Annotated in this window: 22 protein-coding genes; 13 read left to right on the forward strand and 9 right to left on the reverse strand. The window is 64.6% G+C overall.

Annotated elements, in window-relative coordinates:
- The first annotated feature begins 363 nt into the window (after positions 1-363).
- The 3 genes from ACSQ3P_RS18810 (at position 364) to ACSQ3P_RS18820 (ending at position 2,330) form a co-directional block, all read left to right on the forward strand.
- Complete coding sequence (locus ACSQ3P_RS18810; RefSeq protein WP_436167027.1) at positions 364-1,548, forward strand: pyridoxal phosphate-dependent aminotransferase; 1,185 nt, start codon at positions 364-366, stop codon at positions 1,546-1,548.
- A gap of 2 nt (positions 1,549-1,550) precedes the next feature.
- On the forward strand, positions 1,551-1,883 hold the full coding sequence (locus ACSQ3P_RS18815) for an NIPSNAP family protein (protein ID WP_069688765.1): 333 nt from the start codon (positions 1,551-1,553) through the stop codon (positions 1,881-1,883).
- 117 nt (positions 1,884-2,000) lie between these two features.
- On the forward strand, positions 2,001-2,330 hold the full coding sequence (locus ACSQ3P_RS18820; protein WP_069688764.1) for an SMR family transporter: 330 nt from the start codon (positions 2,001-2,003) through the stop codon (positions 2,328-2,330).
- Here the strand turns inward: ACSQ3P_RS18820 and ACSQ3P_RS18825 are convergent.
- From ACSQ3P_RS18825 to ACSQ3P_RS18835, 3 genes are all read right to left on the reverse strand, one after another.
- On the reverse strand, positions 2,299-3,636 hold the full coding sequence (locus ACSQ3P_RS18825) for an MFS transporter (RefSeq protein ID WP_436167028.1): 1,338 nt from the start codon (positions 3,634-3,636) through the stop codon (positions 2,299-2,301). The two genes, ACSQ3P_RS18820 and ACSQ3P_RS18825, sit on opposite strands and share 32 nt — an antisense overlap.
- 70 nt (positions 3,637-3,706) lie before the next feature.
- Positions 3,707-4,600 carry a tellurite resistance TerB family protein gene (locus ACSQ3P_RS18830; protein WP_436167029.1) on the reverse strand — a complete coding sequence of 298 codons (894 nt, stop codon included), beginning with the start codon at positions 4,598-4,600 and terminating at the stop codon, positions 3,707-3,709.
- A gap of 161 nt (positions 4,601-4,761) precedes the next feature.
- On the reverse strand, positions 4,762-5,241 hold the full coding sequence (locus ACSQ3P_RS18835) for an Lrp/AsnC family transcriptional regulator (RefSeq protein WP_436167030.1): 480 nt from the start codon (positions 5,239-5,241) through the stop codon (positions 4,762-4,764).
- A 135-nt stretch (positions 5,242-5,376) separates the two neighbouring features.
- Between ACSQ3P_RS18835 and hppD the strand changes: the two genes are divergently transcribed.
- Positions 5,377-6,513: a 4-hydroxyphenylpyruvate dioxygenase gene (gene hppD / locus ACSQ3P_RS18840; RefSeq protein WP_436167031.1), complete on the forward strand. Its 1,137-nt coding sequence runs from the start codon at positions 5,377-5,379 to the stop codon at positions 6,511-6,513.
- A 45-nt stretch (positions 6,514-6,558) separates the two neighbouring features.
- On the opposite strand, the gene ACSQ3P_RS18845 is transcribed toward hppD, so the two are convergent.
- Positions 6,559-6,900 carry a winged helix-turn-helix transcriptional regulator gene (locus ACSQ3P_RS18845; RefSeq protein ID WP_436167032.1) on the reverse strand — a complete coding sequence of 114 codons (342 nt, stop codon included), beginning with the start codon at positions 6,898-6,900 and terminating at the stop codon, positions 6,559-6,561.
- 227 nt (positions 6,901-7,127) lie between these two features.
- Here ACSQ3P_RS18845 and ACSQ3P_RS18850 point away from each other — a divergent pair, with 227 nt between their 5' ends.
- The 3 genes from ACSQ3P_RS18850 (at position 7,128) to ACSQ3P_RS18860 (ending at position 9,748) form a co-directional block, all read left to right on the forward strand.
- Positions 7,128-7,535 carry a DoxX family protein gene (locus ACSQ3P_RS18850; RefSeq protein ID WP_436167033.1) on the forward strand — a complete coding sequence of 136 codons (408 nt, stop codon included), beginning with the start codon at positions 7,128-7,130 and terminating at the stop codon, positions 7,533-7,535.
- 305 nt (positions 7,536-7,840) lie between these two features.
- The gene (locus tag ACSQ3P_RS18855) at positions 7,841-9,169 is read left to right on the forward strand and encodes a dicarboxylate/amino acid:cation symporter (RefSeq protein WP_436167034.1); all 1,329 of its coding nucleotides are present in this window, start codon (positions 7,841-7,843) and stop codon (positions 9,167-9,169) included.
- Between the two features lie 99 nt (positions 9,170-9,268).
- Positions 9,269-9,748: a hypothetical protein gene (locus tag ACSQ3P_RS18860; RefSeq protein ID WP_436167035.1), complete on the forward strand. Its 480-nt coding sequence runs from the start codon at positions 9,269-9,271 to the stop codon at positions 9,746-9,748.
- A gap of 181 nt (positions 9,749-9,929) precedes the next feature.
- On the opposite strand, the gene ACSQ3P_RS18865 is transcribed toward ACSQ3P_RS18860, so the two are convergent.
- The 3 genes from ACSQ3P_RS18865 to ACSQ3P_RS18875 all read right to left on the reverse strand — a co-directional run bounded on the left by ACSQ3P_RS18865 (position 9,930) and on the right by ACSQ3P_RS18875 (position 12,638).
- A complete protein-coding gene (locus tag ACSQ3P_RS18865; RefSeq protein WP_436167036.1) occupies positions 9,930-10,754 on the reverse strand; it encodes an AprI/Inh family metalloprotease inhibitor in 825 nt (274 codons plus the stop codon).
- Positions 10,739-11,710: a 2-hydroxyacid dehydrogenase gene (locus ACSQ3P_RS18870; RefSeq protein ID WP_436167037.1), complete on the reverse strand. Its 972-nt coding sequence runs from the start codon at positions 11,708-11,710 to the stop codon at positions 10,739-10,741. Before ACSQ3P_RS18870 ends, ACSQ3P_RS18865 begins: the two co-directional genes overlap by 16 nt.
- Positions 11,711-11,876: 166 nt before the next feature.
- Positions 11,877-12,638 (reverse strand): FadR/GntR family transcriptional regulator, encoded by a 762-nt coding sequence (locus ACSQ3P_RS18875; RefSeq protein WP_436167038.1) that lies wholly within the window; start codon positions 12,636-12,638, stop codon positions 11,877-11,879.
- Between the two features lie 259 nt (positions 12,639-12,897).
- Between ACSQ3P_RS18875 and ACSQ3P_RS18880 the strand changes: the two genes are divergently transcribed.
- The 5 genes from ACSQ3P_RS18880 (at position 12,898) to ACSQ3P_RS18900 (ending at position 18,497) form a co-directional block, all read left to right on the forward strand.
- Positions 12,898-13,953: an ABC transporter ATP-binding protein gene (locus tag ACSQ3P_RS18880; protein WP_310159570.1), complete on the forward strand. Its 1,056-nt coding sequence runs from the start codon at positions 12,898-12,900 to the stop codon at positions 13,951-13,953.
- A gap of 178 nt (positions 13,954-14,131) precedes the next feature.
- Positions 14,132-15,433 (forward strand): ABC transporter substrate-binding protein, encoded by a 1,302-nt coding sequence (locus ACSQ3P_RS18885; protein ID WP_436167039.1) that lies wholly within the window; start codon positions 14,132-14,134, stop codon positions 15,431-15,433.
- Positions 15,434-15,559: 126 nt separating this feature from the next.
- Complete coding sequence (locus ACSQ3P_RS18890; protein WP_436167040.1) at positions 15,560-16,522, forward strand: carbohydrate ABC transporter permease; 963 nt, start codon at positions 15,560-15,562, stop codon at positions 16,520-16,522.
- Entirely contained in the window at positions 16,515-17,414 is a 900-nt protein-coding gene (locus ACSQ3P_RS18895; protein ID WP_069688751.1) for a carbohydrate ABC transporter permease, read from the forward strand. The genes ACSQ3P_RS18890 and ACSQ3P_RS18895 overlap by 8 nt, the downstream gene beginning before the upstream one ends.
- Before the next feature lie 180 nt (positions 17,415-17,594).
- Positions 17,595-18,497 carry an NAD(P)-dependent oxidoreductase gene (locus ACSQ3P_RS18900; protein ID WP_436167041.1) on the forward strand — a complete coding sequence of 301 codons (903 nt, stop codon included), beginning with the start codon at positions 17,595-17,597 and terminating at the stop codon, positions 18,495-18,497.
- A gap of 8 nt (positions 18,498-18,505) precedes the next feature.
- Here the strand turns inward: ACSQ3P_RS18900 and ACSQ3P_RS18905 are convergent, their stop codons facing one another.
- Complete coding sequence (locus ACSQ3P_RS18905) at positions 18,506-19,594, reverse strand: LacI family DNA-binding transcriptional regulator (RefSeq protein ID WP_436167042.1); 1,089 nt, start codon at positions 19,592-19,594, stop codon at positions 18,506-18,508.
- 103 nt (positions 19,595-19,697) lie between these two features.
- On the opposite strand from ACSQ3P_RS18905, the gene ACSQ3P_RS18910 reads away from it, so the two are divergent.
- On the forward strand, positions 19,698-20,609 hold the full coding sequence (locus ACSQ3P_RS18910) for an NAD(P)-dependent oxidoreductase (RefSeq protein ID WP_436167043.1): 912 nt from the start codon (positions 19,698-19,700) through the stop codon (positions 20,607-20,609).
- Between the two features lie 168 nt (positions 20,610-20,777).
- On the opposite strand, the gene ACSQ3P_RS18915 is transcribed toward ACSQ3P_RS18910, so the two are convergent.
- Positions 20,778-21,521 (reverse strand): aspartate/glutamate racemase family protein, encoded by a 744-nt coding sequence (locus ACSQ3P_RS18915; RefSeq protein WP_436167044.1) that lies wholly within the window; start codon positions 21,519-21,521, stop codon positions 20,778-20,780.
- Between the last annotated feature and the right edge of the window lie 8 nt (positions 21,522-21,529).

Raw genomic sequence — 21,529 nt, forward strand, 5'->3', positions numbered from 1 at the left:
GCGCGGCGCGGCGCTGATGGCCGCTTGCCGGTCTCTTTAAAACGATTTGAGACACGCAACTTTGCCGATGATCCGCGGCGCGGCAAGAGGCCTGGACGCAGATAATCATACTATTGGAGATTGCTGCATACAGCATGCAGGATCGCCCGCCAATGCCAGGCGCTCGATCTCGTGAACGCGCAGGAAAGGCCCGACGACCCAGGGTGACAAGTGCCGGGAATGCGGGGGCGGGCCAGCGGCCAGCGCAATCGCGCCGCCCGCATGCGACACTTGCATCGCGTGCGGCTTTGCGGCCAAGACAAAGCCAAGGCCCCGATGAGAGCGGGCTGCATCGACCTCGACCCGTCCTAAGGAAACGCCGTCATGACGCTCCATGTCGTCCCGTCCTTCGCCCGCATCGGCGAGGAAAACGCCTTCGCCGTGCTGGCGCGCGCGACCGAATTGCAGCGCCAGGGCAAGGACATCATCAATCTCGGCATCGGCCAGCCCGATTTCCCGACGCCGGACCATATCGTCGAGGCGGCGGTGAAGGCTTTGCGCGACGGGCACCATGGCTATACGCCGGCCAATGGCATCCTGCCCTTGCGTGAGGCCGTGGCTGCCGATCTGCACAAGCGCTTCCAGGTCGAGGTCTCGCCGGAGGCGGTGATGATCGTGCCGGGCGGCAAGGTCACCATGTTCATGGCGATCCTGATGTTCGGCGAGCCCGGCGCCGAGATCCTCTATCCCGATCCCGGCTTCCCGATCTATCGCTCGATGATCGAATACACCGGGGCGACGCCGATTCCGGTGCCGATCCGCGAGGAGAACGGTTTTGCCTTCTCGGCGGAGGAGACGCTCTCGCTGATTACGCCGAAGACGCGGCTCCTGATCATCAACTCGCCGGCGAACCCGACCGGCGGCGTCACGCCGAAAGCGGAAGTCGACAAGCTGGTCGCCGGGCTGGCCGATTTCCCCGATGTCGCGGTGATGTCGGACGAGATCTACGACCAGATGCTCTATGACGGCGAGAAGCATGTCTGCCTGCTGAGCTATCCCGAAATCCGCGATCGATTGATCCTGCTCAATGGCTGGTCGAAGACCTATGCCATGACCGGCTGGCGTATGGGCTTCTCGGTCTGGCCCAAGCCGCTTTACGAGAACGCCCGCAAGCTCGCGGTGAACTCGCATTCCTGCGTCAATGCGCCGGCGCAATGGGCCGGGCTCGCCGCCCTGACCGGCCCGCAGGACGCAGTCCACATGATGCTGGCCGAGTTCGACCGGCGCCGGAAGGCCGTGGTCAAGGGGCTGAACGCCTTGCCCAATGTCTCCTGCGCTGTGCCGAAGGGAGCGTTCTACGCCTTCCCCAATGTCTCGCAGACCGGCTGGAAGGCGAAGAAGCTGGCTTCGGCGTTGCTGGAGGAGGCAGGCGTCGCCACCATCGGCGGGCCCGATTTTGGCGTCAATGGCGAGGGCTATATCCGGCTGTCCTATGCGAACTCGCTGGAGAATATCGAGCGGGCGCTGGTGCGGATGGGCGACTTCCTCACGAGCGCGAAGGCGATCTGAGCATGATCACCTGCTATCTGCGCTATATCGTCGACCCCTATCAGCTGCCGGCTTTCGAGGCCTATGGCAAGCTCTGGATCCGGCTCGTCGAGAAATTCGGCGGCAAGCATCACGGCTATTTCATGCCGTCGGAGGGCGTCTCCAATGTGGCGCTGGCGATGTTCAGCTTCCCCTCGCTTGCGGCATACGAGGACTATCGCAAGCGCTCCTTCGACGATCCCGAATGCCAGGCCGCCTTCGCCATGAACGAGAAGGACCGCTTCATCCTCAGCTATGAGCGCTCCTTCTTCAGGCCGGTCTTCGAGGACGACCAGGGCGTGCGCCGCGCGCCCTGAGTTCAGCGGGTCGACGCAAGACATCGTCCTGCACCCGGACGTCCTGAGTGCTGACTGCTGCGCCCTCTTCCTGAAGACCACCGAACGCTCGCGGATGCGGGCCGGGAGCTTGGCTGCATGAGCTATCTTTATCTCGCGATCGCCATCATCAGCGAGGTCATCGGCACCTCGGCCCTGAAGGCGTCAAACGAGTTCACGCGGCTGGTGCCCTCGCTGATCACGGTGATCGCCTTCGCCAGCGCGTTCTACTTCCTGTCGCTGACGCTGCGCACGATCCCGGTCGGCATCGCCTATGCGATCTGGTCCGGCGTCGGCATCGTGCTGATCAGCCTGATCGCGCTCGTGCTGTTCGGCCAGAAACTCGATGCCCCGGCGATGATCGGCATGGTCATGATCGTCGCCGGGGTGATCGTCATCAACCTGTTCTCGGAATCCGCGGCCCACTGAGCCGCCTGACGCGCCCGGGTACCAGCCGCACCTTCCGCGGCGCCGCCAGCCAGATCGCCGCCGCCGAGACGAGGCAGCAGGCGATCGCCAGCAGGAAGGCAGGGCGATAGCTGCCGGTCGCATCGTGAATCGTGCCGGCCAGCCAGGGCCCGACCGCGCCGCCACCGAGCAGTGCCACCGTGACCGTTCCGAAGATCGCCCCGAAATGTGGCCCTTCGAAAATCTCGAAGACGATCGCGCCCATCACCGAGGCGAGTGCGTAACCCAGGAAACCCTGCGCGATCACCATGACATAGAGCAGGACGGGCGACGGCCTGTGCTCCAGCGCGATCAGCGCGGCATAGCAGATGGCGAAGCCGAGGCAGCCCACCATCCAGATCCATTCGCGGCCGATGCGATCCGACAGCGCGCCGAAACCGATCTGGCCGGGGATGGCGGCGGCGCTGACCAGCCCGAGCGCCCAGGCGGCCGTGAGTGGGCTGAACCCGACCTCGATCAGGTATTTGGTTTGATGGACCTGCACGGCATACCAGGCAACCAATGCGCAGAAATAGCCGAGCATGATCCACCAGAGCCGCGCGGTGCGCAGTGCCCGCGCCAGCGTCCATTCAAGGGCGACCCAGGCCGGATCGGCCACCGCTGCCGCACGCTGTGCCGCGCCAGTGCCGGCTGAGCCCGTCTCGCCATCCGGCAGCAGGCCGAGATCCTGGGGCCGTCGCCGAACGAGCAGGTTGAGCGGGCCGAGGACCAGCAGCACGATCAGTCCCATGATCCAGCAGGCGGCGCGCCAGCCCTCCCGGCTGATGATCGATTGCAGCCAGGGCAGCAGCAGCACCGCACCGACGCCGACGCCGGAAAAGGCGATGCTGATCGCAAAGGCCCGGCGGCGCACGAACCAGTTCGGCAGGAACAGCGACTGTGCCGAAAAGCTCATCAGATTGGCGCCGCAGCCGACCAGGATGCCGAGCGTCAGGTAGAGGTGCCAGGCCGCGCTGATCGCAGGCGCGACCAGCATGCCCGCTGCCAGCATCGCCACGCCGGTCTCGATCACGACGCGCGGGCCATGCTTGTCCATGACGCGGCCGACAAATGTGCTGGTCGCGGCCGAAAGCAGGAAGCCAAACGAGAAGGCGCCCGATGCGAGCCCGCGATCCCAGCCGAACTCGTCGATCAGCGGCGGCAGCAGCAGCGAGAACGCCGTGCGTGCGCTGACGGCGACCGCCATGGTGACGAAGGCGATGCCGATGATGAGCCAGCCATAGTAGAATGGCAGGCGCGCCGACCAATGCGGGGAGGGGGGCTGCATATCGCATAGGTCGGCCGGATGCGCCGGATGGTCAATCCGTGCCCGGCGCACCTCGGGGCTGCGTCGGCGCTCAGACCTTCGCGGCGCTCGCCGCCGCGTCGATATTCGCGACCAGCTCGGCGTCGAGCCCGAGCGAGCCCGCGAGCCCGGCGAGGAAGTCCTTCTCCTTGGCCGTGTCGGGATTGATGGCGATGCGCGCCGCCGTATAGATCTGCGCTGCCAATTCGGGGCTGGTTGCGCCTTCGACCAAGGTGTCGACCGAGGCCGGATGCGCCATCTCATTGGCGAGCCACTCATTGGCCTCGGGATCGAAGCCGGCTTCGCGCAGACCGCCGAGGATGCTGCTGCGCTCGTCTTCGTCGATCGCCCCATCGGCGGCGGCCGCCGCGATCATCGCGCGGATGAAGATCAGCGCCGTCGCCTCGTTTGCCGCCGCGGGCTCAAAGCCGGTGCCGGCAGGAGCCGGCTGGACCGGCTCCTGCGTGTCGAGCAGCGGCTTGCCGGCCTGATGATTCTGATAGGCCTTGTAGGCCAGCCCGCCGATCAGCGCGAGGCCGCCCAGTTTGGCGGCGGAGCCGACGACGGCCCGTCCCGCCGAGGAACCGAAGACCAGCGCGCCGAGCCCGCCCAGCACTGCTGTCGCCACGGCCGGGTTGGCGTTGAACATGCCCTTGGCCTGTTCGAGAAGCTGGTCCGGCGTCTTGCCGCCGGAGATCTGGCTCAGGATGTCGTTGGCCTTCTGCTGGGCGCCGGTCTGCTGTGCGGCGTCCTGCACGCCTTGTGTCGCCTGCCCGAAGACGCTGCCGACGAGTCCACCGAGGCCTCCCGCCAGGCCCCCGGCGCTGCCGGCCTGCTGCGCCAGATTGCCGAGCACGGCGCCGAGGCCCCCGGTCTGTCCACCTTGCTGGCCGGCCTGGCTGCCGGCGCTGACGAGCGCATCGAGAAGTGATTTCGCGTTGAACATGGTCGGCTCCTTCGCAAGGCCTTGGTCGATATCGTGATTCAGCCTGCACGCAAGCCAGGGCTCACACAACGGCTAGAAGAGTGGGAGCAGGATGCGAAAAACTGGTTCCCACTTTTTCGCATCCTGCTCTGGGCACGCCATGCGAAGGAAGAATGACGACATCAAGGCCCGGGCAGCGGCAGCAGGCCAGGCTCCTTCAGGGTCTCCAGCGCGATTTCGGAGCGTACGCGCGCCACGCTCTCATGCGGCATCAGGATCTCGTTGATGAAGCGAGACAGCTCCTTGAGGTCGCCGACTGCGACCTTGAGCAGGTAATCGGCTTCCCCTGTCAGGGCATGGGCTTCGAGGATGGCCGGCGTCAGCCGGACCAGATCGCGGAAGCGCCGCGCATTGTCGCGCGAATGCGTGTTGAGCGCGACATGGATGAAGACGGTGATGCCGAGCCCGATGGCGGAGGGCTCGATCAGGGCGCGGTAGCCGCGGATCGTGCCGTCCTGCTCCAGCCGCTGACGGCGCCGCGAGATCTGGCTCGCGGAGAGGCCGACCTTCTCGGCCAGGGCACCGTTGGTCAGCGATGCGTCCTGCTGGAGCGCGTCGAGCAGGCGCCAGTCGAAGCTGTCGAGATCGGGCGATGTTTGCATGATGCTCCTCAGATACGCGCATCCTGTGCGCAATCTGCGGTTAAGCAAGCGCTTTTGCACGCTCCATGCCGCATTCACGCGCGAAGATAATGGCAAGTCATCTGATAATGGCAAGCCATCTGCAGGAGGATATCCATGGGTCCGTTTCCATTCGACGCCGCCCCGCCCGCCATCTCCGAGGCCAATCCGATGGGAACGGATGGCTTCGAATTCGTCGAATACGCCCATCCCGAGCCGGAAAAGCTGGGTGAGCTGTTCGAGAGGATGGGGTTCACGCGGGTCGCGCAGCACCGCTCCAAGAAAGTGACGCTCTACCGTCAGGGCGATGTCAATTTCGTCGTCAATGCCGAACCGAACTCATTCGCCCAGGGCTTTGCGGTCGAGCACGGCCCTTGCGCCTGCGCCATGGCCTTCCGAGTCGTCGACGCCAAACATGCCTTCGAGCGCGCGGTTTCGCTGGGCGCCGAGCCCTATGAGAGCAAGGTCGGCCCCGGCGAATTGGCGATCCCGGCGGTGAAGGGCATCGGCGGCTCGATCCTCTATTTCGTCGATCGCTATGGCGAGAAGGGTTCGATCTGGGATGTCGATTTCGAGTGGACGGCTGAGCGCGATCCCCATCCCGAGCAGGCCGGGCTGTATTACCTCGATCACCTGACCCACAACGTCCATCGCGGGCGCATGGATCATTGGGCCGACTGGTACGGCAAGCTGTTCAATTTCCGCGAAATTCGCTTCTTCAATATCGAAGGCAAGTTGACCGGGCTGATCTCGCGCGCCCTGACCTCGCCCTGCGGCAAGATCCGCATTCCGATCAACGAGTCGCTCGACGACAAGAGCCAGATCGAGGAATATCTGCGCCAGTACAAGGGCGAGGGCATCCAGCATGTCGCGATGGGCGCGCGCGATATCTATGCCACCGTCGAGCAGCTGCGCCGCAATGCGCTGCCTTTCATGCCGGCTCCCCCCGAGACCTATTACGAGAAGGTCGATGCGCGTGTGCCGGGTCATGGCGAGCCGGTCGAGCGGCTGAAGGCGAATGGCATCCTGATCGATGGCGAGGGTGCGGTCGCTCTCGGCGAGAAGGAGGGCCGCATGAGCAAGGTCCTGCTTCAGATCTTCTCCGGCACGGTGCTTGGGCCGATCTTCTTCGAATTCATCCAGCGCAAGGGCGATGACGGCTTCGGCGAAGGCAATTTCCGCGCTTTGTTCGAATCGATCGAGGAGGATCAGATCCGGCGCGGCGTTCTCACCGCTCCGCAGGCGGCGGAGTGAAGGGCGGCAAAGCTGCGCCCTCTCCTTTGGAACGCAGCTTTCCGTTCAGAGCTTCGGGCGGCGCGGGCGCGCCAGTCCGTCATGCGGCTCGGCCTCGTCTGCCGTGGGATGCAGTATGATCGCATGTGTCTCCGACCAGCGCTGGATCTCCTCGAAGACCGGCCGCAGATCGAAGGCGGCTCGGGTGAGTTCGTATTCCACGCGCGGGGGCACTTCGGCATAGAGCGTGCGCTTGACGAGGCCGTGCCTCTCCAGGTCGCGTAGCTGAGTGGTCAGCATATGCTGGGTGATGCCGGGGATCGCCCGGCGCAGTTCGCCGAAGCGCAAGGTGCCCTGGGTGAGCTGCCAGAGGATCTCGCCCTTCCATTTGCCGGTCAGGATGCGCATCGCCGCCTGAAATTGCCGGACTGGCGTCGCGCCGGCGCAGGCCTTTGAATCCGTGTCGGATTCGGCGCTGTCGATCGGGGTCGAGGCTTCAATAGTCTTATTTTTTATACTACGTTACAAAAAGCATCCTTCTTGTGTTTTCAATCCTACGTCCGAATTGTGAGTGAAGGAAGCGGTCGGTGAAGGGCCGTTTTCCTCCCGTTTTCACCCCTATTCGGCAGGATTTCATGTCACTCACTCACGTTGAGACGGTGCCGCGCTGGCGGCGGATCGGTCTATGGAGCCTGAAGGTTCTGCTCGCGGCAGTTTTCCTCGCGGCCGGCGTCGCCAAGCTCGCAGGCGTACCGATGATGGTCGAGAATTTCGAGCATCTCGGCTTGGGCCAGTGGTTCCGCTATGTCACCGGGACGCTGGAGGTGATCGGCGCTGTCGTGATCCTGCTTCCCGCCTTCGCCGCTTTCGGCGGCGTGCTTCTCGCCGCCATCATGGTCGGCGCCACCCTGGCCCATCTCTTCGCCATCCCGGGTTCGCGGATCCCGGCGATCGTGCTGTTCGCTCTCAGCGCGCTCGTCGTGCTCGCGCATCGCGACCAGCTCGAAAGCCTCGCCCGCCGGGTCTTCGACGATCACGATTGAGACATCGCGGCCAGAGCCCGCGGCGACCTTCATCCCATAGTTCCTAACAACCTCTAGAGATCAGCATGATACGCTTCACGATCGCGGCGTTGGCGCTGCTTGCGCTCTCCGCCTGTCACACGACCGAACTCGGCCGCCAGGTCGGCTGGCCCGAGCCCCAGCGAATATCGCAATGACAGCGGCGGCGGCGTAGGCCGCCGCGCGAGCAGCCAGGCGGTATCGCTGGGGTATCTTGTCGTCCCGCAGAAATCGGCGTAGCGGCTGTCGTGATGCATCGGCACAGATGCGCGCTCGGAGGGACGGTCATGGCAACGGCGACGGCGGAGCTCACTCGCGGCCATCAAGGTCCCTGGTGGACCCATCTTTACGTGCAGGTTCTGACGGCGATCACGATCGGCGCCTTGCTCGGGCATTTCTACCCGCAGACCGGCGAGGCGATGAAGCCGTTCGGCGACGCCTTCATCAAGGCGATCAAGATGATCATCGCGCCGATCATCTTCCTCACGGTCGTCCATGGCGTCGCCTCGATGGACGACATGAAGAAGGTCGGCCGGGTCGGCCTCAAGGCGCTGCTCTATTTCGAGCTGGTCACGACGCTGGCGCTCGTCGTCGGCCTCGTCGTGATCAATCTCTGGAAGCCGGGCGTCGGCATGAATGTCGACGTCAACACGATCAACACCTCGGGCATCGCTGCTTTCACGGCCAAGGCACACGACCAGAGCACTGTCGCCTTCCTGATGGCGATCATCCCCGACACGGTGGTCGGCGCCTTTGCCAATGGTGAAATCCTGCAGGTCCTGTTCTTCGCCCTGCTCTTCGCCTTCGGCCTGCAGATGATCGGCGAGCGCGGCAAGCCGGTGCTGAAATTCGTCGACGACATCTCGCATGTCTTCTTCAAGATCGTCGGCATCATCATGAAGGCGGCGCCGATCGGCGCCTTCGGCGCGATGGCCTTCACCATCGGCAAGTTCGGCATCGGCACGCTGGTCTCGCTCGGCAGCTTCATGGCGGCCTTCTACACCACCTGCCTGCTCTTCATCTTCCTGGTGCTGGGCACGATCGCGCGGCTGCACGGCTTCTCGATCGTGAAGTTCATCGCCTACATCAAGGAAGAGCTCCTGATCGTGCTCGGCACCTCGTCTTCCGAGAGCGTGCTGCCGCGCATGATCGCCAAGATGAGCCATCTCGGCTGCAAGGAGAGCGTCGTCGGGCTCGTCATCCCGACCGGCTATTCCTTCAATCTCGACGGCACCTGCATCTACCTGACCATGGCCGCGATCTTCCTGGCGCAGGCGACCAATATCGACCTGACGCTTTCGCAGGAGATCGGCATCATCGCCGTGCTGCTGCTGACCTCGAAGGGCGCGGCCGGCGTCACCGGCTCGGGCTTCATCGTGCTGGCGGCGACGCTGGCCTCGGTCGGCCATATCCCTGTGGCCTCGATCGCGCTGATCCTCGGCATCGACCGTTTCATGTCGGAGGCGCGCGCGCTGACCAACCTGATCGGCAACGGCGTCGCCACCATCGTGGTCTCGAAATGGGAGAACTCGCTCGACGAGAAGCGCATGCACGCGATCCTGGACAAGGAGACCGGGTTCGACGCCGAGGGCGAGCCGGCGCAAACTGCGGTTTGAGATACTGAAGAGAGGCTTTCTCACAGCGCGCGCCGGCTCGTATTCAGCCGGCGCGCGTTCTGCTATTATTTGGGCGCGATGGGTTTGGAGAGAAAAGCCATGCCGCGCCTCAAGGTCCTGACCCGAGAGACAAAAACGATCCAGATCATGTATCAGATCGACCAGGCTGTCGGTCGAAGTTGCCCCAACAGGCGGGGCGACGTCCTGCTCGTCCAGTTCTTCATCCGGCTGCTTCAGGACCAGCCGCAGAAGCTCGGCGGCGAACAGTATAATTTCATTCCGGGCAGCGGCAGACAACTCAACATCGACGGCGTCTGCGGTGAAGAGACGATCCGACATATCGCCCATTTCAAGCAGGAACACGATCGGGGAGGAGGGACCGGCGAGCAGGCGATGCTGAAGGATCTGCGCATCGACCCGATGTTGACGTCGAATCCCTTCGGCGCTCATACCGGGCATGTTCTTTCGATCCTGAGATTGAATCAGGACGTCGCGGAATCGATTGGTGCCGAGCGCTTTCGAAAGCTCTATGCCGAGCGGCTTTTTCCGCAAGAACTGAAGAACGAGTTCTTCATCTGAGTGCTAGAGTATTTCCGCGTTTCTCCGAATCGCAGGAATGCTCTAGGCCCTTGTTTTATTGCATTTTCTTCACGCGAACCGGCGTCCACTTCGCTCGAAAATGCTCCAGAGCATTGCGCGAAAAAGTGGGTACCGGTTTTTCGCGTGAGCAATGCTCTAAGCTTCTGGAATGTGACGTGCTCTACGGCAGCTTGCGCATCATCAAGGGCGCGCCGACGGCCGGATCCTTGCGCCAGAGCCCGCTCTCGAAGACGAGATCGAGGCTATGGCCCTTGCGCGCGACCAAACTGAGCCGGCCCGCCGCATAGCGCCAGCCGGTGGGATCGAAGATCGTCAATCCGGTGTCCTGGCACGGCCCTTCCAAAGCGGCGGGCGCGCGGTCCAGCGGACCGGGTGTCAGGACGAGCTTGCAGGCCTCGCGGTTCTGCTGGCGCATCACCGAATAGCGGCCGGGCAAGCTGTCGGCGGCAGGCGCGCGGGCCGGATCGACGGCTGTCGGCCGCTGGGCCGCGAGCGCGGCTGACTCGGCCGGGTTCGACGGGGCGCGGCGCGCTGCGCGCGGGTAACCCTTGGGGTCGAGCCAATATTGCTGGCCATCCGCCGCTTTGCCCTGCAGCCCGGTCTCAGTACCTGTCCGGCTGAAGGCGAGCACGGTCTTGCCGGAGCTGTCGTCGAGGCGCGGGGCGCCCTCGGGCGTAACGCTCCAGGCGGCGACCTGGTCGAGCAGCGGGAGTGCTCGGCGGCAGGTCGCGGGAAAGCGTACCTGCCGGCCATTGCCGGCGGGTTCGACGCCGAGCGTGATGGTGCATTTGCGCGATGCGCCGACCCGTTCGAGATCCCAGGCGCCGAGCAGCGGGCGAAGGCTGTCGGGCGCCTTGTCGGCGCCGCGCGGCGGTACTGGGGTCTGGGCGTGGGCGGCGCCTGCGAGCGCGATCAGGCCTGCCGCAAGCAATGGCAGGCCACGCGTTCCATGAGGTTTGCGCTGCAATCTCAGGCTTTCGTCCATGGCGTCTCGGGAACCGGGGTGAGGGGTCCCTTGCCATCGAACCATGACAGCAGGTTGTCGACCACAAGCTGGCCCATCTGCTCGCGGGTGTGGACCGAGGCCGAGCCGACATGCGGCAGCAGTACGGCATGCTCGATCGCGATGAGCTCGGCCGGCACGCGCGGCTCGTCCTCGAAGACGTCGAGACCGGCGGAGAGGATCGTCTTGTTCTGCAGCGCCTCGATCAGCGCCTTCTCGTCGATGACCGTGCCACGCCCGACATTGACGACGATGCCGTTGGGGCCGAGCGCCTTCAGCACCTCGGCATTGATGATGTGATGGGTCGAGGCGCCGCCGGGCGCGACCGAGACCAGCGTGTCGACATCCGCCGCCATCTCGACCAGCGAGGGATAGTAGCGATAAGGCACATCGGCCTGGCGCGAGCGGCCGTGATAGGCGATCGGCACGCCGAAAGCCTCGAGCCGATGCGCGACCGCCTTGCCGATGCGGCCGAGGCCGACGATGCCGATCGAGCGCTTGCGCAGCGAGGTCGTCAGCGGATAGGCGCCCTTCAACCACTTGCCTTCGCGCAGATAGCGGTCGACCTGCGGCAACTGCCGGATCGTCGAGAGCAGCAGGCCGATGGTCAGATCGGCGACCTCGTCGGAGAGCACATCGGGGGTGTTGGAGACGACGAGGCCGCGTTTGCCGGCCTCCGTCGCATCGACATTGTCGTAGCCGACGCCGAAATTCGCGATCATCTCCAGCTTGGGCAGGGCGTCGAACAGCGCGCCGTCGATCCTGATATGGCCGCCGCCGGCGATGCCGCGCACCCGCTCGCCAACCTCGCGCAGGAAAGCGGCCTTGTCCTCGGCCTTCCAGAGCTCGTGCACGGTGAAGCGCGCCTTCAACTGGTCGGCGGCATAGGCCATCAGCGGGCCCGTCATGATGATCTCGGTTGCGTTGGGCCGTGTCATGGCGTGCGTTTCCATCGTCTGGGGGAGAATGGGAGAAAACTTGATTCGGCGAATCTGAATCGATTAGATTGCGACGTCGAGCACTTCCGCGCGCAACTGCCACTCATCTCTACACGCCTCGCGATGCGGGAAAAGCACCGATGAGCGCATATGTAGTATGATTTATTCACGCGATTTTGTGGGTTAGCGCACTGCTGTTCGGCCCCAGAAAGGCCAGCGTCGAGTTCAGGGCGTCGATCACCAGCGCCGTCATCCGCGAGGCCGCAAGGTCACCGTCGCGCTGTATCACTGCCTCCAGGACCCGCTCGTGATCGACGAGTGATTCGACAAAGAAGTTGCGGTCATCGGCCGATTTGAGCAGCAGCGTCCATTGAATCGCCGCGGTGACGACGCTCGTCAGGCATTGCAGGGCGGAGTTCTGCGTCGCGGCAAAAATCGCCTCGTGAAAAGCGAGATCGGCCCGGATCGTTGCCTCGGCATAGGGCGGGTTGTCGGTCATGCCGCGATAGGCGGCCTCAATGCGCGCAAGGTCGGCGGGAGAGCGGCGGATCGCGGCAAGGCGCGCGGCGCTCGGCTCGACGAAACGGCGCAACTCGAAGAGATCGCGGATGAATTTCTCGTTCGGGTCGGCCTTGAAATGCCAGGACAGGACATCGGGGTCGAGCAGGTTCCAGCTTTCGCGAGGCGCGACGCGGGTGCCGCTTTTCGGCCGGGACTCGACCAACCCCTTGGCGGTGAGCACCTTGACCGCCTCGCGATAGGCGGTGCGCGAGACCGAGATCTCGGAGCGCAACGCGTCCTCATTGGGCAAGAGCTCGCCGGCTTTGAAGGTTCCGGAGATGATGGCGACAGCGAGTTTCTGCGCGACCTGCCCGAACAGGCGGTCGGCGTTCAAGGTCGTCGGCCGCGAAAAATCGCGCACCCGCATCGTCTTGGCGTTCCTTCCGCATTGCAACAAAACGCGCCGGGAAACCCGGCGCCTTCACTGCGCTTCCGGCGCTTGACACGCCTGTCCGTATCGTATGACTTTATCGCAGATGAAATTGGACGCAACAGGCGTGGCCTGGACTGCGGCCATTGGCATCGATCGGTCACAAGAAGCCGATAGAGCAAGCGGCGTGGAACGCTCGGGCCTTGGTCCGGACGGCACCATGTCCTCGGGGAAGCAAGTCCAAAGGAAGGCTCACATGGCCTCAGTCCAGATTGCCGACGTGCGCAAGGCCTATGGCACGACGCAAGTCATCCATGGCGTTGACATCGACATCAGCGATGGCGAATTCGTCATTCTCGTCGGCCCGTCCGGCTGCGGAAAGTCCACTCTGCTGCGCATGATCGCGGGGCTGGAGAACATCTCCGGCGGCGAAATCCGCATCGGCCCGCGCGTCGTCAACGACGTGCCGCCGAAAGAGCGCGATATCGCCATGGTGTTCCAGAATTATGCGCTCTATCCGCATATGACGGTGGCCGACAACATGGCCTTCTCGATGAAGCTCCGCAAAGCCCCGAAGGCCGAGATCGACGAGCGCGTCGGCAAGGCGGCGGGGATTCTCGGGCTCGACAAATTGCTCGACCGTTATCCGCGCCAGCTCTCGGGCGGCCAGCGCCAGCGCGTCGCCATGGGCCGCGCCATCGTGCGCGATCCGCAGGTCTTCCTGTTCGACGAGCCGCTCTCCAATCTCGACGCCAAGCTGCGCGTGCAGATGCGCACCGAGATCAAGGAGCTGCATCAGCGCCTGAAGACCACCACGGTCTACGTCACCCACGACCAGATCGAGGCCATGACCATGGCCGACAAGATCGTGGTGATGCATGACGGCATCGTCGAGCAGATGGGCGCCCCGCTCGATCTCTACGACAAGCCCAACAACCTCTTCGTCGCCGCCTTCATCGGCTCGCCTTCGATGAATCTGCTGAAGGGCACGATCAAGCCCGAGGGCTTCGTGACCGAGGGCGGTGTCACCTGGCCGATCGGCAAGCACCCGGCGGATTCGAACGGCAAGGCCGCGGTCTACGGTATCCGGCCCGAGCATTTCCGGCTCGATCCCAACGGCCTGAAGGCCGAGGTCGTGGTCATCGAGCCGACCGGCTCGGAGACGCAGGTGGTGGTGCGTTGCGGCGGCCAGGAAATGACCTGCGTCTTCCGCGAGCGGATCGATGCGAAGCCCGGCGAGAACATCGGCATCACGCCCGACACCAATGTGACGCATCTCTTCGATGCGGCGACAGGCAAGCGGATCGACTGAGCCCGGCTTCGCGAAGCCGGCAGCAAGCAGTCCAGGCGATCAGGAGAGACCACGATACGACATCAAGCCCGGCAGCTCGTTCCCTAGTGAACGGGCCGGGCTGACAGGCAAACCGGATGATCCGGTTCAAGGTGGCCGAAAAAGAGCTGCCGGACCCATATCCCCAGGGAGGATGAAGATGAATTTCGATCGTAGATCGCTGATCAAAGGCGGTGCTGCGCTGGGCCTCGGCGCCGGCACGAACCTGCTCGACTATGCCAAGGCCTGGGCGCAGGCCTCGCCGTTCAAGGTGGAGCCGAACGCCAAGATCAACCTGATGCGCTGGAAGCGCTTCGTCGAGGCCGAAGACGTCGAGTTCATGAAGCTCGTAGCGGCTTTCGAGGCGGCAACCGGCGCCAAGATCACCGTCACCAACGAATCCTATGACGACCTGCAGCCCAAAGCCTCAGTCGTGGCCAATACCGGGCAAGGGCTCGATCTGGTCTGGGGTCTTTACTCGCTGCCGCATCTCTTCCCGCAGAAGTGCCTCGATCTCTCGGACGTCTCGAAATATCTCGGCGAGAAGCATGGCGGCTGGTTCCCCTCGGCGGAGGCCTACGGCAAGCTCGGCAACAAATGGATCGGCATTCCGATCGCCGCCAGCGGCGGCCTGGTGAATTACCGCATCTCCTCGATCAACAAAGCCGGATTCAAGGAATTCCCCAAGGACACGGCCGGTTTCCTCGAGCTCTGCAAGGCGCTGAAGGCGAACAACACTCCGGCGGGCATGGCGTTCGGCCATGCCTCGGGCGACGCCAACACCTGGCTGCATTGGCTGCTCTGGTCGCATGGCGGTTACCTCGTCGACAAGAACGACAAGGTCGTCATCAACTCGCCGGAAACCGCCAAGGCGCTCGAATACAGCAAGGCGCTCTACGACACCTTCATTCCCGGCACGGCCTCGTGGAACGATTCCTCGAACAACAAGGCCTTCCTCGCCGGCGAATTGCACACCACCGTCAACGGCATCTCGGTCTATGTCGCGGCCAAGAAGGAAAAGCCCGAAATGGCGGCCGACATGGACCACGCCTATATGCCGATCGGGCCGGTGGGTAAGCCGACCGAATTGCATCTGCCCTTCACGATGCTGGCCTTCCAGTTCACCAAGGTGCCGAACGCCTGCAAGGCCTTCATCGCCTTCATGCTGGATGCGCCGCAGTACAATCCGTGGATCGGCGCGGCGCAGGGCTACCTGTCGCACTTCCTCGGCGAATACGACAAGAACCCGGTCTGGACCGCCGATCCGAAGACCACGCCCTATCGCGATGTCGCCAAGCGCACGCTGACGCCGGCGGGCCTGGGCACCCTGGGCGAGAAGGCGGCCTCGGCGATCGCCGACTTCATCGTGGTCGATATGTTCGCGAACTACGCCACGGGCCGCGAAGACATCAAGGGCGCCATGGCCGGCGCCGAGCGACAGGCCAAGCGCATCTATCGCTGAGCCTGGATAATTGCCTGCCACCGCCCGCTCCGGCGGGCTGTGGCAGGCCTCTCCCGGCGCATGCTTTCGCATCACAATCCGGCCCGCCTGGCCGGACCCGTTTTTAATCCTGACACCGGAATAGCGATGGCCAATTCAGCAATCGAGATGCCGGCCGGACTGACCAAGAGCAGGAGCGGGCGCTCGGCCTGGCAGAGGCTGTGCAGCAGCCGCAACTGGCTCGGATTCTGGTACATGCTGCCAGCTGCCGGCATCCTGATCCTGTTCCTGGGCTACCCGCTTTTCCTCGGCGTCTGGCTCTCCTTCACCGACACCAAGATTGGCCGCGCCGGCGAGTTCATCGGCCTGGAGAACTATGAGTGGCTCGGGGGCGACAGCGTCTTCTGGATGTCGGTGTTCAACACGCTGCTCTATACGGTGGTCGCCAGCGTCGCGAAGTTCGCGATCGGGCTTTATCTCGCCTTGCTGCTCAACAAGCACCTGCCGTTCAAGGCCTTGATCCGCGCGCTGGTGCTGATCCCCTTCATCGTGCCGACAGTGCTCTCGGCCATCGCCTTCTGGTGGATCTACGATTCGCAGTTCTCGATCATCTCATGGTCGCTGCGGCAGCTCGGCTGGATCGACCACAACATCAACTTCCTCGGCGATCCCTGGAATGCGCGCTGGTCGACGATCTTCGCCAATGTCTGGCGCGGCGTGCCCTTCATTGCGATCACACTGCTGGCGGGCCTGCAGACCGTCTCGCCCTCGCTCTATGAGGCGGCGACGCTCGACGGCGCCACGAACTGGCAGCGCTTCCGGCACATCACCTATCCGTTGCTGACGCCGATCATCGCGGTCGTGATGACCTTCTCCGTCCTGTTCACCTTCACCGATTTCCAGCTGATCTGGGCGTTGACGCGCGGCGGCCCGGTCAACGCGACCCATCTGATGGCGACCTTGTCCTATCAGCGTGCGATCATCGCCGGGCAGCTCGGCGAGGGCGCAGCGATCTCGACGGCGATGATCCCCTTCCTGCTCGCTGCCATCGGCATCGCCTGGTACGGGCTCCAGACACGCAAATGGCAGCAGGGCGGCAGCAATGACTAGCATCGACGCCGGCCACCGCGCCGCCACCCAGGACCATAGCGAGGGGATGGCCTATCTCGAGACGGTGCCGAGCCGCATCGTCACGACCTATATCCCGCTGTTCCTGATCCTCGTCGTGCTGCTGTTCCCGTTCTACTGGATGGCGTTGACGGCGGTGAAGCCCGACAACCAGCTCATCGACATGGACAGGGTCAGCCCGTTCTGGACCTGGACGCCGACCTTCAAGCACATCCACAAGCTGCTGTTCGAAAGCGACTATCCGCGCTGGCTCTGGAACACGATGTTCATCGCCAGCTGCGCGACGTTCATCTCGCTGGTGGCCAGCGTGCTCGCGGCCTATGCGATCGTGCGCCTGCGCTTCAAGGGGGCCCAGACGGTCGGTGCGCTGATCTTCCTGGCCTATCTCGTGCCACCCTCGATCCTGTTCATCCCGCTGGCGACGGTGATCTACAATGTCGGCCTGTTCGACACGCCGCTGGCGCTGATCCTGGTCTATCCGACGATCCTGATCCCGTTCTCGACCTGGCTCCTGATGGGCTATTTCAAGACCATCCCCTTCGAGCTCGAGGAATGCGCCCTGATCGACGGCGCCAATCGCTGGCAGATCCTGACCAAGATCATCCTGCCGCTGGCGGTGCCGGGCCTGATCTCGGCCTTCATCTTCTCGTTCACGCTGTGCTGGAACGAGTTCATCTACGCGCTGACCTTCCTGTCCTCGACGCAGAACAAGACGGTGCCGGTGGCGATCGTCAACGAGTTCGTCGATGGCGACATTTATCGCTGGGGCTCGCTGATGGCAGGCGCACTGGCAGGCTCCTTGCCTCTGGTCATTCTCTACGCCTTCTTCGTCGAACATTACGTGTCGGCGATGACCGGAGCGGTGAAGGAATAGCCCTCGGCGAGGGTGGTCTTTACATGATCGCCGCGCCGTCATCCCGGCCGAAGCGGCCCTCGGGTCCGGTCTCTGGCCGGCCCAAGGACAGGCTCTGCGCGGAGTTTATCCTTGGGCCGATCGAAGATCGGACCCGAGGGCTCCGTTCGGGAAGATGCCAGCATAGGACATAGCGAGCAGATGCCGACCACTCCCCTTTCCATCGCCTTCATCGGGCTCGGCGCCATGGGCGCGCCGATGGCCGAGAATCTCATCAAACGGCAGTTCCGCGTCACCGGCTTCGATATGCGCGAAAGCGCGCGCGATGCGCTGGTCGTCGCCGGCGGGCACGCCGCCGACAGCGCCAAGGCTGCCGCATCCGGCGCCGATGCGCTGGTGCTGATGGTCGTGAACGCCGCCCAGGCGCGTGCGGTCCTGTTCGAGGCCGGCGCACTGGCCGCGCTCAGCGACGGTGCGGTCGTGATGCTGATGGCGACCTGCCCGCCCGGCGAAGTCGAGGCGATTGCGGCCGAGGTCGTCAGATCCGGCCGGCATTTCGTCGATTCGCCGGTCTCGGGCGGCGTGGTCGGGGCAAGGGCCGCGACGCTCTCGATCATGGTCGGCGCTCCCCAGGAGAGCTTCGACAAGGCCAGGCCCGTGCTCGACGCGATGGGCGACAAGGTCTTCCATGTCGGTGAAAGGCCGGGGCAAGGCGCGACGGTGAAGACGGTCAACCAACTGCTCTGCGGCGTGCATATCGCTGTAGCCGCCGAGGCGCTGTCGCTCGCGGAAAAGGCCGGAATCGACGGGCGCGTGCTGTTCGAGATCATGGGCGGTTCAGCGGCATCCTCCTGGATGCTCAGGGATCGCGGCCCGCGCATGCATGAGCCCGATCCGACTGTCGCCAGCGCCGTCGACATCTTCGTCAAGGATCTCGGCATCGTGCTCGATGCCGGGCGCGCCGCCAAGACGGCGCTGCCGCTGGCGGCCGCCGCCCACCAGATGTTCCTGGCGACCTCGGGGCTGGGCCATGGCTCACGCGACGATTCGCAGGTGGTGCGGGCCTATCGCGCGCTCAACGCCAAGCCCGCGAATGACCCGTGAGAGCAGGCTCAACGCCTGGGCGGCGCGGTCGTGGCGCGCAGCACGAGCTCCGGCGTCAGCAGCAAGCGCCGCGTCGGGGCGTCGGGCTCGGCGATACGCTTGATCAGGAACTCCGCGGATTTGTGGCCCATCTCGTCCTGAAAATTCTTGATCGTCGTCAGGGCCGGATACCACTGCGCCGCCTCCTGAACGTCGTCGCAGCCGATCAGCGAGAAATCGACGCCCGCCTCCAGCCCGCGATGACGCAAGCCCATCATGGCGCCAAATGCGGTCAGGTCGTTGAAGCAGACGGCGGCGGTCGGCGGGTCGTCGACGTCCAGGACCGCCTGGATGCCCTTGAGACCGTTCTCGCGCGTGCCATAGGCGGAATAGACGATGGCCGGGTCGAGCGGCATGTCGTGCCGCGCCAGCGTCCCGCAATAGCCGGCATAACGGTTGCGGCCGGTCGAGATGCTCTGGCTCTCGCCGAGAAAGGCGATGCGGCGGTGGCCGAGCGCGATCAGATGCTCCACGGCCAGGACCGTGCCCTGGCGGTCGTCGGAGCCGACGAAATCGAGATCGAGCCCGATGATCTCGCGCGAGAGCTGGACGATCGGCACGCCGGCCGCGATCAGATGGTCGAAAGCCTCGGGCGTGCTGCCGCCGGCCGCGCAGATGATCATGCCGTCGGGGCGGTATTCCTTCAGCGTGGAGAGCACACGGTCCTGGCGCTCCAGGCTCTCGGCATAGGTGCCGAGCAGGATCGAGCGGCCATGGGCGGTGGCCGTCTCCTCGATCGCGGCCAGCAATTCGGCGAAATACGGGTTGGTGATGTCGTGGAAACCGACGCCCAGGATATTGGTGCGGTCGGTCCGCAAGGAGGCGGCGCTGCGGTTGTAGCTATAGCCCATCTCGCGGGCGATCTGCTGGACGCGCGTGCGCGTCGCCTCCGCGACCAGCGGCGAGCCGCGCAGCGCCAGCGAGACCGTCGCGGTCGAGACCGAGAGATGGTCGGCGATGATCTGCAAGGTGACGCGCCCGCGGCCGTTGGGGATGGCCGACGGGTTCGCGGTCCTGCCGGGGGGCGTCGTCTCGGGCGGGGGGCCTTTGCCGGTCATGCGCGCTTCTCCGGAAGCGGAATCAAGACCTAACAGCCTGTCCCGGGCCCGGCCATTCCGTCACTCGATCATGTCACTCTCATAGAAACAGGAGAAATTGAAGATGAGCGCAAGCAAAGAGTCCATCGGTTTCATCGGTGTCGGCCTGATGGGTCAGGGCATGGCCCGCAATCTGGTGGATAAGGGCTTCCCGCTGACCGTGATGGGCCACCGCAACCGCAAGCCGGTGGAGGCGCTGGTCGCGGCCGGCGCGAAGGAGGCGGGGACGCCGAAGGAACTGGCCGAGAACGCGACGATCATCTTCCTGTGCGTCACGGGCTCGGCCCAGGTCGAGGCCGTGGTGAACGGCCCCGACGGCATCGCGGCCGGGGCAAGGCCCGGGACCGTGATCGTCGATTGCTCGACATCCGATCCGGGTGTCACGGTCCGGCTCGCGGCCGAGCTCGAAGCGAAGGGCCTGCATCTCGCGGATGCGCCGCTCGGCGGCACGCCGGCCCAAGCGGCGCTCGGACAGCTCTCGGCGATGGTGGGCGCCGCGCCTGAGGTGTTCGCACGGATCAAGCCGGCCTGCGAGGCCTGGGCGCAAAAGGTCGTGCATCTCGGCCCGGTCGGCGACGGTCACAAGATGAAGCTGCTCAACAACTTCCTCTCGATGGGCTATGCCGCGATCTATTCCGAGGCGCTGACGCTGGCGCAGAAGATCGGCATCACGCCGCAGACCTTCGACAGCGTTTTGCGCGGCAGCCGGATGGATTGCGGCTTCTACCAGACCTTCATGCAATATGTGCTGGAGCGCGACCGCGACGCCCACAAGTTCACGCTGGTCAATGCGCTGAAGGATGTCCGCTATCTGGAGAGCGTCGCGAATGCGGCGGGCGTGCCCAACCCGGTCGGCAATGCGGTGAAGAACGCGTTTGCCTCGGCCGTCGCGGCCGGGAAGGGCGAGGATTACGTGCCGATGCTGTCGGACTGGATAGCCTCGCAGAACGGCATCTCGCTGGCTGGGAAGGGCTGAGCAGCATTGGGGTTAACCCGCCAGGCTTGCTTCATAAGCGCCGTCATCCCGGACGCGGCGAAGCGGAGATCCGGGATCCATCGTAGGGAACTGCGCTCTACGATGGATCCCGGGTCAGCGCGGCTTTGCCGCTTGCCCGGGATGATGCAGTGTTTCCGAAGAAACCTGTCAGGGCTTCGCGAGAAGGGCCGCAAGGCGCTCCGACAGCCCCTTGCTGCCGACCGGCGGCGGGAACGCCAGATCGCCGCTCTCAGGCTTGGCCAGAGGCGTGCGCATCGCCGCGAGCACGGCGGCGATGCCGGCCTCGACCGAGCAGAGCACGGGGATGTCGACGAGGGGCTGGACGCGCGCCGCCAACCCCGCGAGCCCCGCTCCTCCGAGAATGACCGCGCCGGCGCCGTCGCGCTGTGCAGTCTTGCGGCAGGCCGCTGCTAGGAGCGCGATCGAGCCTTCCGGATCGCGCGCGATATCGGCACCTGTCGGGGCGACTGTCTCGACGGCGGCGAGGTGCTCGCCGAGCCCAAGCATCGCGACGAATTCGTGCAGGATCGGACCCCAACGCTCACCGCCGGTGACGATGGAGAAGCGACCAGCCTTTTGCGCGGCGGCCTTGCAGCTTGCCTCCGCCATGCCGATGACGGGTATGGGCGCCAGCTCCTTCAGCGCGAACAGGCCGGGATCGCCGAAGCAGGCGAGATAGACTGCGTCGCAGCCCTCGCCATGTTCGGCATAGGCCTCGAGCGCGGCATGGGCGGCGATCGCGCCGGCGCTGCGGCTGGCGATGTACTGCGCTCCAAACCGCCCGGTGGCGGCTTTCAGGGAGACGCCTGCCGGCAGATGCGGCGTGACGACGCGCACGACCAGATCGGTCATCTCCGGCATCGTGTTCGGATTGATCAGAAGGATGCGCAAGGTCGCTC

The organism is Allobosea sp. LjRoot9 (assembly GCF_964252745.1).
Taxonomy (GTDB): domain Bacteria; phylum Pseudomonadota; class Alphaproteobacteria; order Rhizobiales; family Beijerinckiaceae; genus Allobosea.